Origin of the sequence: Pseudomonas sp. S3E17 (assembly GCF_024168685.1) — a bacterium.
Lineage (GTDB): Bacteria > Pseudomonadota > Gammaproteobacteria > Pseudomonadales > Pseudomonadaceae > Aquipseudomonas > Aquipseudomonas marginalis.
Genome location: NZ_JALJWE010000001.1, coordinates 2,993,890 through 3,009,183 on the forward strand (window position 1 = coordinate 2,993,890; position 15,294 = coordinate 3,009,183).

18 protein-coding genes are annotated in these 15,294 nt (G+C 60.2%); 8 read left to right on the forward strand and 10 right to left on the reverse strand.

From position 1 onward, the window contains the following. The first annotated feature begins 12 nt into the window (after positions 1-12). Positions 13-1,230, forward strand: a complete 1,218-nt coding sequence (locus J3D60_RS13185; protein ID WP_253491684.1) for an ATP-grasp domain-containing protein — start codon at positions 13-15, stop codon at positions 1,228-1,230. Between the two features lie 4 nt (positions 1,231-1,234). Further along, positions 1,235-1,912 carry a phenylalanine--tRNA ligase beta subunit-related protein gene (locus J3D60_RS13190; RefSeq protein WP_027603764.1) on the forward strand — a complete coding sequence of 226 codons (678 nt, stop codon included), beginning with the start codon at positions 1,235-1,237 and terminating at the stop codon, positions 1,910-1,912. Between the two features lie 28 nt (positions 1,913-1,940). Here J3D60_RS13190 and J3D60_RS13195 read toward each other — a convergent pair whose 3' ends face one another. From J3D60_RS13195 to J3D60_RS13210, 4 genes are all read right to left on the reverse strand, one after another. After that, entirely contained in the window at positions 1,941-2,357 is a 417-nt protein-coding gene (locus J3D60_RS13195) for an Lrp/AsnC family transcriptional regulator (protein ID WP_027603763.1), read from the reverse strand. Positions 2,358-2,425: 68 nt separating this feature from the next. Beyond that, positions 2,426-3,301 carry a carboxylate/amino acid/amine transporter gene (locus J3D60_RS13200; RefSeq protein WP_141155740.1) on the reverse strand — a complete coding sequence of 292 codons (876 nt, stop codon included), beginning with the start codon at positions 3,299-3,301 and terminating at the stop codon, positions 2,426-2,428. 211 nt (positions 3,302-3,512) lie between these two features. Next, a complete protein-coding gene (locus J3D60_RS13205; RefSeq protein ID WP_065940625.1) occupies positions 3,513-4,115 on the reverse strand; it encodes an FMN-dependent NADH-azoreductase in 603 nt (200 codons plus the stop codon). 151 nt (positions 4,116-4,266) lie between these two features. Next, positions 4,267-4,581, reverse strand: coding sequence for a hypothetical protein (locus tag J3D60_RS13210; protein WP_027603760.1), 315 nt, complete (start codon positions 4,579-4,581; stop codon positions 4,267-4,269). Between the two features lie 49 nt (positions 4,582-4,630). Here J3D60_RS13210 and J3D60_RS13215 point away from each other — a divergent pair, with 49 nt between their 5' ends. From J3D60_RS13215 to aqpZ, 5 genes are all read left to right on the forward strand, one after another. Continuing rightward, complete coding sequence (locus J3D60_RS13215) at positions 4,631-5,554, forward strand: LysR family transcriptional regulator (RefSeq protein WP_058425360.1); 924 nt, start codon at positions 4,631-4,633, stop codon at positions 5,552-5,554. A gap of 14 nt (positions 5,555-5,568) precedes the next feature. Further along, complete coding sequence (locus tag J3D60_RS13220; protein WP_253491686.1) at positions 5,569-6,372, forward strand: alpha/beta fold hydrolase; 804 nt, start codon at positions 5,569-5,571, stop codon at positions 6,370-6,372. Between the two features lie 3 nt (positions 6,373-6,375). Then, positions 6,376-6,939, forward strand: a complete 564-nt coding sequence (locus J3D60_RS13225) for a peptidylprolyl isomerase (protein WP_027603757.1) — start codon at positions 6,376-6,378, stop codon at positions 6,937-6,939. Between the two features lie 82 nt (positions 6,940-7,021). Further along, positions 7,022-8,854, forward strand: coding sequence for an ABC transporter ATP-binding protein (locus J3D60_RS13230; RefSeq protein WP_253491689.1), 1,833 nt, complete (start codon positions 7,022-7,024; stop codon positions 8,852-8,854). A gap of 243 nt (positions 8,855-9,097) precedes the next feature. After that, on the forward strand, positions 9,098-9,799 hold the full coding sequence (gene aqpZ / locus J3D60_RS13235) for an aquaporin Z (RefSeq protein WP_065940628.1): 702 nt from the start codon (positions 9,098-9,100) through the stop codon (positions 9,797-9,799). 53 nt (positions 9,800-9,852) lie between these two features. Here the strand turns inward: aqpZ and J3D60_RS13240 are convergent, their stop codons facing one another. The 3 genes from J3D60_RS13240 to J3D60_RS13250 all read right to left on the reverse strand — a co-directional run bounded on the left by J3D60_RS13240 (position 9,853) and on the right by J3D60_RS13250 (position 11,559). Beyond that, a complete protein-coding gene (locus tag J3D60_RS13240) occupies positions 9,853-10,101 on the reverse strand; it encodes a BrnA antitoxin family protein (protein ID WP_065940629.1) in 249 nt (82 codons plus the stop codon). Further along, complete coding sequence (locus tag J3D60_RS13245; RefSeq protein WP_253491691.1) at positions 10,079-10,357, reverse strand: BrnT family toxin; 279 nt, start codon at positions 10,355-10,357, stop codon at positions 10,079-10,081. Before J3D60_RS13245 ends, J3D60_RS13240 begins: the two co-directional genes overlap by 23 nt. Before the next feature lie 77 nt (positions 10,358-10,434). After that, positions 10,435-11,559, reverse strand: a complete 1,125-nt coding sequence (locus tag J3D60_RS13250; RefSeq protein ID WP_253491693.1) for a GNAT family N-acetyltransferase — start codon at positions 11,557-11,559, stop codon at positions 10,435-10,437. A 283-nt stretch (positions 11,560-11,842) separates the two neighbouring features. Between J3D60_RS13250 and J3D60_RS13255 the strand changes: the two genes are divergently transcribed. After that, positions 11,843-13,186: a putative porin gene (locus tag J3D60_RS13255; RefSeq protein WP_065940632.1), complete on the forward strand. Its 1,344-nt coding sequence runs from the start codon at positions 11,843-11,845 to the stop codon at positions 13,184-13,186. Between the two features lie 107 nt (positions 13,187-13,293). Here the strand turns inward: J3D60_RS13255 and J3D60_RS13260 are convergent, their stop codons facing one another. The 3 genes from J3D60_RS13260 to J3D60_RS13270 are packed head-to-tail and all read right to left on the reverse strand — an operon-like array spanning position 13,294 to position 15,286. Next, on the reverse strand, positions 13,294-13,539 hold the full coding sequence (locus J3D60_RS13260) for an anti-sigma factor (RefSeq protein WP_027603752.1): 246 nt from the start codon (positions 13,537-13,539) through the stop codon (positions 13,294-13,296). Then, positions 13,533-14,147 carry an RNA polymerase sigma factor gene (locus J3D60_RS13265; protein ID WP_065940633.1) on the reverse strand — a complete coding sequence of 205 codons (615 nt, stop codon included), beginning with the start codon at positions 14,145-14,147 and terminating at the stop codon, positions 13,533-13,535. The genes J3D60_RS13260 and J3D60_RS13265 overlap by 7 nt, the downstream gene beginning before the upstream one ends. A 17-nt stretch (positions 14,148-14,164) precedes the next feature. Further along, positions 14,165-15,286, reverse strand: a complete 1,122-nt coding sequence (locus tag J3D60_RS13270; protein WP_115488411.1) for a beta-ketoacyl-ACP synthase III — start codon at positions 15,284-15,286, stop codon at positions 14,165-14,167. Between the last annotated feature and the right edge of the window lie 8 nt (positions 15,287-15,294).

The following is a 15,294-nucleotide window of genomic DNA, read 5'->3' on the forward strand; positions in this document are numbered from 1 at the left end:
GGAATGCACGACGTGAAAACCGTACTCATCGTTGACCCGTTCTCCACGGGCAAACTCTACGCGCCCTTGCTCAACGCACAGGGCATACGGTGCATCGCCGTGATCTCCACGCGCGCCTTGCCTGAACACTTCACCAACGACCTGATCACCGAGAACTTCCATGAGGTGTATGCCTGGGAAGAGAGCCTGTTGATCACCCTGGAAGCCTTGTCACCGAGCGCCGTGATCGCCGGTTGCGAAACCGCGATCTACCTCACGGACTACCTGACGGAGCTGCTCGACATCCCGGGCAACAGCCGTATCACCAGCGACCTGCGACGTAACAAGTTCTCCATGCAGCAGGCGCTGAAAAAATACCAGTTGGCCCACATCGATTCGCACCTGCTGAGCTCACCGAGGCGCATCGGCGAAGTGCTGGCCAAACTCGACGACTCCGCCACCTATGTGGTCAAGCCGCTGAACTCGGCCGCCACCGAAGGCGTGGTGTTTGCCCAAGGCAAGCGCGAAGTGGAGACCGCCTTGCAAAACGCGGCCTGGCAGCAGAAAAACGACCTGGGCGAAGTCAACCTCGGTTTTATCGTGCAGTCGTTCATAGCGGGACCGGAGTACGTGGTGGATATGGTCGCCTTTGACGGCACCTACATCGTTGCCAGCGTCTGCAAGTACACCAAGATCCAGAAGAACGGCAGCATGTTTGTCTACGAAAGCCTCGACACCCTCGACCCGCAGGCTGCAGAACTGCAACCGCTGACCGACTACGCGCGCCAGGCGGCAGCGGCCCTGGGCGTGCGGGTCGGGCCGATTCACATGGAAATCATCTGGTCTGAGGATGGGCCGGTGATGATCGAGGCCGGCGGTCGCTTGCACGGCGGCATCGCGCCCCTGTTGTTCCAGCAGGTGTATCACCCCGACTTGCTGTCACTGTCGATCGACAGCTACCTCGGCCACCCACGCCCCCAGGCCGATGCGGTCAGCCAGATCAGCCATGGCCGGATCGGTTTCTTCTGCTCCGATGAACGCCATGCCTTCGCTCCGCCCTCCCCCCAGGCCATACAAAGCGCCCAGGCGGACGAGGCCTATTGCGGGCACCGTTATTTCATCGGCGCCGGCGATACCACGCCGGTCACGATCGACTTCGCCACCTGTCCGGGGCTGTTCTGGCTGCAAAGTCCTTCGGCGCAGCAACTGGACGCCAGTACCGCCAACCTGCGAAAAAAACTGTGGGGCTAAGGTTATGAAAAGTCGCTTGATCATCAGAAAGTCAGCCTGTGAGCTGGGCATCAATAATGCGTGCGCCGCCGTGATCGAAGACATCACCGTCTCCGATGACCAGAGCTTCGTCGGGGTACTGCAAAGTAACCTGAACCACGTGGCCTCGCGCCTTAACGAGCTGGACTCGAACGTCGTGTACGAAGGGTTTGCCAAACAGCTCAAGAAACTCGGCTACGAAAATACCGTGAGTGCCAACGAAAAGCTGCTGCGCCGCTTCATCGCCAAAGGCGTGTACCCCATCAACAACATCGTCGACGCCTATAACGCGGTCGCGATCCGGCATGGGGTCAGTATCGGCGTGCACACCTATCATCAGAAGGATGACATCTACGTGATGCGGTCGGAAAAGCCGAGGGTGCTACGCCCCCTGTTCGCCAAGAAGGCCATCACCATTCCCGTCGGCGATATCGTCTATACCTGCGGTGATGTGCCATTGGCGAGCATCGGCAAGGTGGATGCCGATGCCCATGACTTCCGGCTGACAAAAGACTCGTCGAGGTTGTTGGTGGTGATCCTGGGGCACGACGACACATCGTTCCAATTCAACCAGGCGGTCATCGAAGAACTCGTGGACACCCTGCGCCAGAAAATGCCGAACCTGAGCCATCATTTTCTTGAAACCGTGCGCGACCACGCCTGAAGCCAGCACATGAAGGGGTGGCCGGCGCCTAGCGCCAGGCCTTCAGCACCGGGTTGACCACCACTTCCTTCACATGCTCGATCTTCAGCAGGCTGTCCTTGAAGACCATCAGCTCTTCAAAGCTCCTGTACCGAACGTCGAGCATCATGTCCACGTCGCCAAACAGGGAATAGGCATGCACCACCTGGCTGAACTGCTGGATCTTCGGAAACACCAGATGGCAGTTGCTGCCATTGAGCGTCAGCATCAAGAACGCCGCTTGCAGGGTCTCATCGCCCTCGGCGACGTTGATGGTGAAGCCCAGGATGATGCCTTTTTCAATCAGCTTTTGAACGCGCGACTCCACTGCGGTTCGAGACTTGTGAACTTGCCGCGCCAATTGCGCCAGGCTGACTCGGGAGTCATCCTTCAAGGCTGCAATGATCAGTTCATCAATCTTGTCCACTCTGCCGCCCCCACACCGTTCTTTTCGATAGCAGACTTTCATTGCCGCTCACGCTTGCCCTCGACCGATCACGTCGCAGACTGTACGCCAGGCGCGGGCTTTACGCCCAATCGACTTATCCACACCGCCCCCAGGATCACCAGGCCACCCAAGGCCAGGCGACCCAGCGGCTCGTGCTGGTTCCAGATCAGCAGGTTCAGCAACAACCCCACGGGCACATGCAGGTTGTTCATCACCGCCAACGTGCCGCCATGCACCAGGCAGGCGCCCTTGTTCCACCAATACATTCCCAGGGCAGTGCTGACCAGCCCGAGGAACACCAGCACGCCCCACTGCAGCGGCGCTTCGGGCAGGAAGTTGGCCTTGCCGAACAGCAGGAACGCCGGCAGCACCACCAGCAACGCGCCGAGGTAGAAGTAACCGAAGCGCCGGTAGTGCGGCAGGTCACTCGGGTAGCGTGCCACCAGGTGCTTGTACATCACTTGCCCGGCGGCGTAGGTGAAATTAGCCAGCTGCAGCAGCAGGAAGCCCATCAGGAAGTGCGGGGTGATCTGGTCGAAGCGAATCACCGCCGCCCCCGCCACCGCCACCAGGGCAGCAACCAGTGCCCACGGGTTGAAGCGTCGGTTGAGGGCGTCTTCGATCAGGGTCACGTGCAACGGCGTGAGAATGGTGAACAGCAGCACCTCCGGCACCGTGAGCACACGAAAGCTCAGGTACAGGCACACATAGGTCACGCCAAACTGCAGCGCGCCGATCACCAGCAGGCCGCGCATAAAGGCAGGTTCCACCGAGCGCCAGCGGGTCAGCGGGATAAAGACCAGCCCGGCCAGCACGACACGCACCAGCACCGCGAAGTAGCTGTCGACGTGACCGGCGAGGTATTCGCCGATCAAGCTGAAGGAAAATGCCTGAATCAGGGTGACAACCAGTAGATAGCCCATGTGCGCCTCGCATCGAATGGGCGGGACATTAAAGGTTTTCGGCGATTGAAGAAACTCGGGGCAAAAAAAACCCGACCTCGCTAAAGCGGCAGTCGGGCAGGAGCACTCAGGAGCAACAAGTGCAAAGGGAGGTTCGTACGCGTACTTGAAGGGTTTGCGTGGAGCGATATAAACACCGCGCGATTATCTGACGATTAAAGGATCAACCACCTCATGCCACGAGCTGTACCAGCTGGGCCTTGGCGTGGTTGATGCCCTTTTCCTGGAAGTCCCCGCTCAGGTTCACCCCTTCGGCGTGAATGAAAGTGACATCGTGGATGCCGATAAAGGCCATGACCTGGCGCAGGTACGGTTCCTGGTGATCGGAACTGGCGCCGGTGTGGATGCCACCCCGGGCGGTCAACACAATGGCACGCTTGCCGGTCAACAAACCTTGCGGCCCGGTGGGGGTGTACTTGAAGGTCACACCCGCCCGCAACACGTGATCCAGCCAGGCCTTGAGGGTGCTGGGGATGGCGAAGTTGTACATCGGTGCGGCCATCACCAGCACGTCAGCGGCCAACAGTTCGTCGGTCAATTCGTTGGAGCGGTCGAGGGAAGCCTGTTCGCTACCGTTGCGCTGATCCGCCGGTTTCATCCAGCCGCCGAGCAGGTTGGCGTCCAGGTGCGGAACCGGGTTGAGCGCCACGTCACGTACCGTGATCCGGTCCATCGGGTGGGCGGCCTGCCATTGGCTGATGAACTGCTGGGTCAGTTGACGGGAGATCGAATCCTGCTGGCGGGCGCTGCTTTCGATGATCAGGACATTGGACATGGCTTCGTAGGCTCCATCTGTAATTGCTGTAAGTCGATGGAGTGGAGATTAGACAGAGCCAATTCGATAAAAAAGCGCAAAAAACTGCTATAACCCATCTATAAATTTGTTTATAAGCGGAGTATCGCGATGGGCATGCTCCGCTGGTGTGTTATTTCGGCGCGCAGGCCAACGCGATACGCATCTTGATAATGGCGCGGTTGAACTTGACCGTGGTGTTGGTGCTTTTCCCCGCCGGCACCGTAACCGTGCGACGACGCGGCGATTCCGGGCCATTGGTGAACGTTACCGAACACACGGCGTCCTGGGTGCCGTAGTTATTCAGCTGGATCGAGCTGATATCGCCGTCCACGTCGGAGGCGGTGTAATCGATGCTCACGCCGTCGATCTTTTTCGTCACGTCGATGGGGTAGGCAAACGCGCTCATCGGCAGCAGCGTCAGCAACACACAACAGAATTTTCTCATTCGGCAGTCTCCAATAGGGACCGCCAGCTTAGGACAAGAGGAACACATCTTGAAAGCGCCCCGCGTTACCCTCGATCAATGGCGCACGCTGCAAGCCGTCGTCGACCACGGCGGCTTCGCCCAGGCAGCGGAAGCGCTGCACCGTTCGCAGTCTTCGGTGAGCTACACCGTGGCCCGTATGCAAGACCAACTCGGCGTGCCGCTGCTGCGCATCGACGGGCGCAAGGCGGTACTCACCGACGCCGGTGAAGTGCTGCTGCGCCGCTCCCGGCAACTGGTGAAAAACGCCAGCCAGCTGGAAGACCTCGCCCACCATATGGAACAGGGCTGGGAAGCCGAAGTGCGACTGGTCGTCGATGCGGCCTACCCCAATGCGCGCCTGGTACGCGCACTTACCGCGTTCATGCCGCAGAGCCGTGGTTGCCGGGTGCGTTTGCGTGAAGAGGTACTGTCCGGCGTCGAAGAGCTGTTGATGGAAGGCGTGGCCGACCTGGCGATTTGCGGCTTCAGCATCCCCGGCTACCTGGGCACCGAAATGAGCGACGTGGAGTTCGTCGCCGTGGCCCACCCCGAGCACGCCTTGCACCGCATGAACCGTGAGTTGAGCTTCCAGGACCTGGAAAGCCAGATGCAGGTGGTGATCCGCGACTCCGGCCGCCAGCAACCCCGGGATGTGGGCTGGCTCGGCGCCGAACAACGCTGGACCGTCGGCAGCCTGGCCACCGCCGCCGCGTTTGTCGGCAGCGGCCTGGGCTTTGCCTGGCTGCCACGGCACATGATCGAGCGCGAACTCGCCGAAGGCGTGCTCAAGCAGCTACCCTTGGAACAGGGCGGCAGCCGCCACCCCACGTTCTACCTGTATTCAAACAAGGACAAACCCTTGGGGCCGGCAACGCAGATCCTCGTGGAGCTGCTGCGCACCTTTGACACCGCCCCCCTGGACGCGCCTTTCGCCGCCCCCCGGCAAGCCTGAAACGGAGTTCATGCATGGCCTGGTTCGACCATGAAGGCTGCAGCCTGCACTATGAGGAATACGGCCACGGCACGCCGCTGATCCTGATCCACGGCCTGGGCTCCAGCAGCCAGGATTGGGAATTGCAGGTGCCGGTGCTGGCCCGCCACTACCGCCTGATCGTGGTGGATGTGCGCGGCCATGGGCGCTCCGACAAGCCTCGGGAGCGCTACAGCATCGAAGGGTTCACCTACGACCTGGTCGCCCTGATCGAGCACCTGGATCTGCCACCCGCCCATGTGGTGGGCTTGTCCATGGGCGGCATGATCGCGTTCCAGCTGGCGGTGGACGAACCCGGCCGGGTCAAGAGCCTGTGCATCGTCAACAGCGCGCCGCAGGTCAAGGTACGCAGTGCCCAGGAGTACTGGTGGTGGGCCAAGCGCTGGACGCTCGCCCGTGTGCTCAGCCTGGCCACCATCGGCAAGGCACTCGGCGACCGGCTGTTTCCAAAACCTGCACAGGCCGACCTGCGCCGCAAGATGGCCGAACGCTGGGCAAAAAACGACAAACGTGCTTATCTCGCCAGCTTCGATGCGATTGTGGGCTGGGGCGTACAGGAACGACTTTCGAGGATTACCTGTCCAACCCTGGTCATCAGCGCCGACCACGACTACACCCCCGTGGCCCAGAAAGAAAACTATGTAAAACTGCTGCCCGATGCGCGACTGGTGGTGATCGAGGATTCCCGCCATGCCACGCCCTTGGACCAACCCGAAGTCTTTAATACCACCCTGCTCGATTTTCTAGAGACAGTCGAAACCACTACCCAGGATCACTGACCCATGCTGAAAAAAATCGCCTTTTTTGCCGGTTCCGTTCTGTTCGCTGCCAACCTGATGGCCGCCGAGCCTTCCAAGGCGCCACACGTATTGATCTCCACCACCAACGGCGACATTGAAATCGAACTGGACCCGGTCAAGGCGCCGATCAGTACCAAGAATTTCCTCGCCTATGTCGACAAAGGCTTCTACACCAACACGATCTTCCACCGCGTGATCCCGGGCTTCATGGTCCAGGGTGGCGGGTTCACCCAGCAGATGTCGCAAAAGCCGACCGAAGCGCCGATCAAGAACGAAGCCAGCAATGGCCTGCATAACGTGCGTGGCACCCTGTCGATGGCCCGCACCTCGAACCCGGACTCGGCCACCAGCCAGTTCTTCATCAACGTGGCTGACAACGCCTTCCTCGACCCGGGTCGCGATGCCGGTTATGCCGTGTTCGCCAAGGTGGTCAAGGGCATGGATGTGGTCGACATCATCGTCAACTCCCAGACCACCACCAAGCAAGGCATGCAGAACGTGCCCATCGATCCTGTCCTGATCAAGTCGGCCAAGCGCATCGACTGAGGTCTGCAGGTAGCTCCGCGCGCGGCCCACAAGGCTGCGCGCGCATTTGAAAGGAGAGCCCGCCAGGCGGGCGTCAACCCTAATGCTCTATCGTCGTTTTGAACAACTGATCGATATTTTCCGCGACGCTCCCAGCGCCGCCCCTCCCGACAAAGTCCTGCCCTTCTACCTCTACTACCTGCGCCAGGTGTGGCCCTGTTTTGCCGCACTGCTGGTGGTGGGCCTGGTCGGTGCGCTGATCGAAGTCGCGCTGTTCAGCTACCTGAGCCGTATCATCGACCTGGCCCAGGGCACGCCACCCGCCAACTTCTTCCAGCTCCACAGCACCGAGCTGATCTGGATGGCCGTGGTCGCCCTGCTGCTGCGCCCGATTTTCAATGGCCTGCACGACTTGCTGGTGCATCAGACCATCAACCCCGGCATGACCAGCCTGATCCGCTGGCAGAACCACAGCTATGTGCTCAAGCAGAGCCTGAATTTCTTCCAGAACGATTTCGCCGGGCGCATTGCCCAGCGCATCATGCAAACCGGCAACTCCTTGCGTGACTCTGCGGTGGCAACAGCGGAAGCCATCTGGCACGTGTCGATCTACGCCATCACCTCCCTGGTGCTGTTTGCCGAGGCCGACTGGCGACTGATGATTCCGTTGATCACCTGGATCATTTGTTACTGCCTGGCATTGCGTTACTTCGTACCGCGGGTCAAGGAGCGTTCGGTAATTTCTTCCGAAGCCCGTTCCAAACTCATGGGGCGCATCGTCGACGGCTACACCAATATCACCACCTTGAAGCTGTTCGCCCATACCCAGAATGAGCAGGAATACGCCAAGGAAGCGATCATTGAGCAAACCGAAAAAACCCAGCTGGCGGCACGCGTGCTCACCAGCATGGATGCGGTGATCACCGTGCTGAACGGCCTGCTGATCGTCACCACCACCGGCCTGGCCCTGTGGCTGTGGACCCAGTCGCTGATTTCCGTGGGCGCCATCGCCCTGGCCACTGGCCTGGTGATTCGCATCGTCAACATGTCCGGCTGGATCATGTGGGTGGTCAACGGCATTTTCGAAAATATCGGCATCGTGCAGGACGGCCTCAAGACCATCGCCCAGCCCCTGGCCGTGGTCGACCGCGACAATGCCCCGCGCCTGACAGTGCCCCAGGGCGAAGTACGCTTCGAGCAGGTGGATTTCCACTACGACAAGCAGAGCGGGATCATTGGCGGCCTGAACCTTGAGATCAAGGCCGGGGAAAAAATCGGCCTGATCGGCCCGTCCGGCGCGGGCAAGTCGACCCTGGTCAACCTGCTGCTGCGCCTCTACGACCTGCAAGGCGGGCGCATCCTGATCGACGGCCAGGACATCGCCGAAGTGGCCCAGGAAACCCTGCGCGAACAGATCGGCATGATCACCCAGGACACCTCGCTGCTGCACCGCTCGATCCGCGACAACCTGCTGTACGGCAAGCCGGACGCCACCGACGAACAACTCTGGGCCGCCGTGCACAAGGCGCGTGCCGATGAGTTCATCCCGCTGCTGTCGGACTCGGAAGGGCGTACCGGGCTGGATGCCCATGTGGGCGAACGCGGGGTGAAACTCTCCGGTGGGCAGCGTCAACGTATCGCCATTGCCCGTGTACTGCTCAAGGATGCGCCGATCCTGATCATGGACGAAGCCACCTCGGCGCTGGATTCGGAAGTGGAAGCGGCGATCCAGGAAAGCCTGGAAACCCTGATGCAAGGCAAGACGGTGATTGCGATTGCGCACCGGTTGTCGACAATCGCGCGGATGGACCGCCTGGTGGTGCTGGAGAAAGGCCAGATTGCCGAGACCGGCAGCCATGCCGAGCTGCTGGCCCATGGCGGCTTGTATGCACGTTTGTGGCAGCACCAGACCGGTGGGTTTGTCGGCATCGACTGAAGCAAACACCGTTTAAAATAATGTGAGGGGGGCAAGCGTACATCGCCTCCTGTAGGAGCGAGCTTGCTCGCTCCTACAAAAAGCCTTAACTGACTGGCAAGCCCCCTCCCACACTTGATGGTCTGGATTTGTGTAAAAACCGTGCTGTACTCAGTGCAGTGCCCAGACGGGCGCTGAAGTAAATCTGCAGGGAGCATCACTGATTTACTGATTGGGTAGAGCGATCTATCAAGGACGTGTTGCATGTCTTTGTTCAAGCGTTCAGTCACAGAGGGGTTGGGAACGTTTTGGCTGGTGTTGGGTGGTTGCGGGAGTGCGGTGTTGGCCGCCGCGTTTCCCGCCGTCGGGATCGGGTTGCTGGGTGTGGCCCTGGCGTTCGGGCTCACGGTGCTGACCATGGCGGTGGCTATCGGGCATATCAGCGGTTGTCACCTCAACCCGGCGGTATCGGTGGGGCTGGTGGTGGGCGGGAGGTTTCCGGCCAGGGAGTTACCGGCGTACATCGTGGCCCAAGTCATTGGCGGGGTGGTCGCCGCCGCATTGTTGTACTTCATCGCCAGCGGCAGGCCGGGCTTTGAACTGGCCGGCGGGCTGGCCTCCAACGGCTATGGCGAGCATTCGCCGGGCGGCTATTCAATGGCTGCGGGGTTGGTCTGTGAGCTGGTGATGACAGCCATGTTCGTGCTGATCATCCTCGGCGCCACCGACCACCGTGCCCCGAAGGGCCTCGCGCCCATCGCCATTGGCCTGGCCCTCACGTTGATCCACCTGATCTCCATCCCCGTGACCAACACCTCGGTCAACCCGGCCCGCAGTACCGGCCCGGCACTGATCGTGGGCGGGTGGGCGATCCAGCAATTGTGGATGTTCTGGCTCGCGCCGATCCTGGGTGCGGTGGCGGGCGGTGTTGTCTATCGATGGCTGGGCAAGGAGGAGCCGGCCTGAGGCAAAGGGTCAGCCCTGCCGGTAGAGCAGGGCTGATTTCAATGGGCAGATACTCAACCCTGATGAGCCTGCATGTATTGGCGCAACAATTGATTGATACGCGTCTGGTAACCCGTACCTTGACCTTTAAACCACTCCAAAACGTCAGCATCCAGCCGAATCGTAACTGCCTGCTTCACCGGCACACGCAACTCTGCACGCCGGAAAAATTCCGCGTCCAACTCAGGAATATCGCTGGTATCAACTTCTTCATCATTCATCTTGGCCAGGCGCTCCCAATCAGTTTTCGATGTTTGCGTCATAATATTTGGCCTCCTTCTTGGTTGCTTTTCGGGCGGAAATGATACGGATCACATCACCGTGCCGCTCGGTGTATACGACCACGCCCATTAACAATTTGATCCAGCCAATACTGATCCAACGCTCTTCGCCATAATCCGCTCGATCATCGCGCAAGGCCAGCATTAGATGCCGAAAGATATCCGGAACGTCGTTGAAATCGATGCCGTGCTTGGAAATATTGACTTTGTTCTTGGACTCATCCCACTCAAAATGCATGGCACATCCTGTATGTACTTTTGTACATACAGGATATCGACTCCATTACGTCCTGCCAGCATTGCCAGACCAATGGTTCAGCCCTGCCGGTAAGGCAGGGCTGCCCTCGCCTCTTCGGCATACGCCACAATCCCCACCCGTTCGCGCTCGAGGAAATCCTCGACGGCATTCTTCAACCCGGGATGGCGCAGGTAGTGCCATGACCGGGTGATCACCGGCTCGAACCCGCGAATCAATTTGTGCTCGCCCTGGGCGCCGGCGTCGAAGCGTTGCAGGCCGTGAGCGATGGCATAGTCCATACCCTGGTAGAAGCAGGTTTCGAAATGCAGCCGGTCGAACTCCGCCAGGCAACCCCAGTAGCGGCCGTAGAAGCTGTCGCCACCGATCAAGCTGAAGGCCATGGCCACCGGGCGTGTGCCTTGCTTGGCCAGCACCACACGGATCGCCTCGGGCATGCGCTCGGCCAGCAGGCTGAAAAACGCGCGGGTCAAGTACGGTGTCTGGCGGCGTACCGCGTAGGTATTGGCGTAGCAGGCGTAGACAAAATCCCACTGCGCCTCGCTCAGCGCGTGGCCTTGCAACCATTCGAAGTCGATGCCCTGCCCCGCCACTTGTTCGCGCTCCTTGCGCATCTGTTTGCGCTTGCGGGAACTGAGGGCGTCGAGGAAATCCTGGAAGTCACGGTAGCCACGATTCTGCCAGTGAAACTGACAGCCCAGGCGCCGCAACCAACCCGGTTGTTGGGCTAACGCCTCATCGGCCAGGCCGTCGGTGAAGTTGATATGGGCACTGGAGAGCCCTTCGATTTCCAGATAGCCCGGCAGGCTCTTCAGCAGTTCGAACCCATCGTCGGCGCTGGCCGCTAACAGGCGGGGGCCGCTGACCGGGCTGAACGGTACGGCCGTCAGCAGCTTGGGGTAGTAATCAATGCCCGCACGCTCGCAGGCATCGGCCCAACCATGGTCGAACACGTACTCGCCGTAGGAATGCCATTTGCGATAACTGGGCAATGCCGCCACCAGGCGGTCGCCTTCCCAGTGCAACAAATGTTCCGGTTGCCAGCCCGATTGAGGGCCCAGGCTGGCACTGTCTTCCAGCGCGCTGAGGAAGGCGTGCCGCACAAAGGGCTGGGCGTCCGGCACCAGTACGTCCCAGGCCTGCGGGGCGATTTCGGACAGGCTGTCCAGGCGTTGCAGCGGCATTGGCATCCTCACTACGTCATGGCATGAAAGCCTGGCGAGTATCGCTTATCGCAGGTCCGGGCACACCCCTCAATCGCCCGACAAGGCTCTAAATCAATAGTTCCATTCTTAAATAATTTGTCATCTACATGACATCACTTCGCCACTGCGCCGTCATAAACGATCGTGATACTGACGCCTGTTTTTAGAGCGCCTGGTTCTATCAGGTGGTTATTTTTCCGTCCGTCATCGGTCGGTTGTGTCCTGGATGGTTTGCCATCCCTCCTCACTTTCGGAGATTGATATGCGTCTTGCTTCCACTAAAACTGCAGCGGCCCTGTGCGGTGGCCTGTTACTGGCCCTGAGCGTTCCGGCCGGCGCTGCAGTCGACGCTAAATTGCTCGACATGCTCAAGGCCAACGGCCAGATCACCGCTTCGCAGTACACCGAACTGCAAAACGAGTTGGCCAAAGACCAGAAAGAACAGCAGATCGCACGGCAAGCTCAACAAGAGACCAACGAACAGATCGCGGCCACCGCGAAGAAAACCAACGAGCTGAGCAGCTTCGACCAGAAGCTGGCCTGGGCCGCCAAGACTCAGTTCAAGGGTGATGTGCGCATGCGCCACGAGACCATCAAGGTCGAAGGCGAAAATGGTGTGACCCGCGCCGGCGTCACCGGTCGCGACAAGGACCGCGAACGGATCCGCGCGCGCCTCGGCGCCTACACCGAAATCAACCCGCAGGTGGACACCGGTATCCGTATCGCCACCGGCGGCGGCAGCGATGCGCGCTCCACCAACCAGGACCTGGACGGCTACTTCGATAAAAAATCGATCTGGCTGGACCTCGGCTACATCGACTACCACCCCGACCAGATCAAAAACCTGCACATCATTGGCGGCAAAATGCTGCAGCCCTGGGTCAACATGGGCGATGTGATCTGGGATAGCGACATCAACCCGGAAGGCCTGGCACTCACCTACAAGTACCCACTGGGCGGCAGCGCCGAGCTGTTCGGCAGCCTGGGTAACTACAACCTCAAGGACAACGTGGACGGTGACGGCGTGCAGTACCGCCATGACCTGCGCCTGACCACCGGCCAGTTGGGGACCCGCTTCTCGGTGACCGACAACCTGAAAATGACCCTGGGCGGCAGCGTCTACGCCTACCAGAACGATGAAGACAGCCGCGCCTCAGGCACCAGTACCCCGAACGTGCTGGCCACCAACGGTAACACCCCCAACGGCGAGTTCCGCCTGTATGAAGGCTTCGGTCAAGTCGATATCGGCGGCCTGGCGGTCCCCCTGTCGTTCTATGGTCAGTACGTGAAAAACAACGACGCTGTCGACGATGCGGACACTGCCTGGTTGCTGGGTGCCAAGTCCAAGGTGTTCGGTTTCAACCTGGACTACAACTATCGCGACGTGCAGAAAAACGCCGTGGTGGGTGCCTTCACCGATTCGGACTTCGGCGGCGGCTTCACCGGTTCCCGTGGTCACAAGTTCAAAGTCGGCTATGACATCGACAAGAACTTCGCCGTCGGCGCAACCTACTTCCTGACCAAAACCGACACCTACAGCCGCACGCTGGTGGACGGTAGCGCCAAAGCCAACACCTTCCAGCTGGATGCAGAAGCCAAGTTCTAAATGTAAAAGTTGAAAGCCTTGGGCCAGGAAGGCCCAAGGTGGCTGTACCAGACTTGCGTGGGTGGATCGGTCCCCATCATCCGTCCGATCGCCCCACGCGAGCCTGCTTATTCCCCGCCTTTCTGATCCTTGAGCCGCTCCGCAGCCAGCCGTTGCGCCAAGGCATCCACGTCCTTCACCGGTTCCTGCGGCAGCATCCGCAACGTCGCCTGCAGCAGGCGCATCTGGCGGATAAACCGTCGGCAGTTGGGGCAGAACATCAAGTGATGACGCACCAGCAGACGTTCGCGAAAGGTCAATTGCCCATCGAGATAGTCACTGGAACGTGCCACTTGTTCTTTACAGGTCAACATTCGCCCGTTTCCTCAAAATGCTCCACCGTGGCGAAGACTTTAAGCCGTGCTCGATGCAACAGCACGCGGACATTGGAGAGTGAGAGCGTCAGAAGATTACAGATCTCCTCCAGTTCCAGGCCCTGGCGTTCACGCAGCACCAGCACGCTGCTTTGCAGTTCGGACAAACTCAGCAACGTGTGCTCCAGGCATTTGCGCAGTTCATCCTCGGTCAGCAAGGCTTCCGGGGTGTCCTGGTGCCAAGCATACGGGGCGACGGCCCAGTGGCCATCATCGGCAGTAAAGCGGTCATCGCCGATGGTGCCATGGGGCGAAGGCAAGTCGTCGAGCAGCACTTCCCGGCGATTCTGCTTATAGCGCCCCTTGGCGGCGTTGGCGGTGATGGTCAGCAGCCAGGTCTTGAGGCTGGAACGCCCTTCGAATTTGGCCAGGTTGCGCACCACCGACAGCCAGGCGTCCTGCACCACTTCGTCGGCATGCCGCTGGCCGGCGATGGCATACGCCACCGCCCGCATCGCGCTTTGGTACGTGGTGACCAATTCCTTGTAGGCCCGTTGCTCGCCCTTGAGCAGTCGTTCAAGCAGGTGCGCGTCGTCCGCTGCTGCCATTCAAGACCTCGATTGTCTTAACGCTTGCGCAGGATCACGCTACCGATCGAATAGCCTGCGCCAAACGAACTGAGTACCGCGACGGCGCCCTTGGGCAGATCGTCCTGGTAGGTGTGAAACGCAATCACCGAACCCGCCGAGCTGGTATTGGCGTAAGTATCGAGGATCACCGGTGCTTCTTCCACCGTGGCTTCGCGGCCCAGCAGTTTCTTCACAATCAGGTGGTTCATGCTCAGGTTGGCCTGGTGCAGCCAGAAGCGCTTCACATCGGCCACGTTCAACTGGTTCTCTTCCAGGTGCACGCCGATCAGTTCCGCGACCATCGGGCACACGTCGCGGAAGACTTTGCGGCCTTCCTGCACGAACAGTTTGTCGGGCGCACCGATGCCCTCTTCCGCTGCGCGGTTGAGAAAGCCGAAGTTGTTGCGGATGTTATTGGAGAACTTGGTCAGCAGCTTGGTGCTCACCACGTCGAACTGATGCTCGGAGGTCGCCAGGTCGGCGCGCTCGAGGACCACGGCCGTGGCGGCGTCGCCGAAGATAAAGTGACTGTCGCGGTCGCGGAAGTTCAAGTGGCCGGTGCAGACTTCCGGGTTGACCATCAGGATCGCCCGGGCCTGGCCCAGCTGGATGCTGTTGGCGGCGTTCTGGATGCCGAAGGTCGCCGAGGAGCACGCCACGTTCATGTCGAAACCGAAGCCTGCGATGCCCAGGGCTTCCTGGACTTCGATGGCGATGGCCGGGTAGGCACGTTGCAGGTTGGAACAGGCGACGATCACACCGTCGATGTCGGCGGCAGTCTTGCCGGCGCGCTGCAGGGCCTGCTCGGCGGCACCGATGGCCATCTGGCAAAGCACCGACCACTCGTCATTGCTGCGCTCAGGCAGGCGCGGCGCCATGCGCTGCGGGTCAAGGATGCCCTCCTTGTCCATCACAAAGCGGCTCTTGATGCCCGACGCCTTTTCGATGAACGCGGCGCTCGACTCCGTCAGCGCCTGGACTTCACCGCGCTCGATGGCAGCGGCGTTGTCCGAGTTGAACTGGTGCACGTAAGCATTGAAAGACTGCACCAGCTCTTCGTTGCTGATGCTGTTGGCAGGGGTGTAAAGGCCAGTGCCGCTGATGACGACGTTATGCACGATCGTTC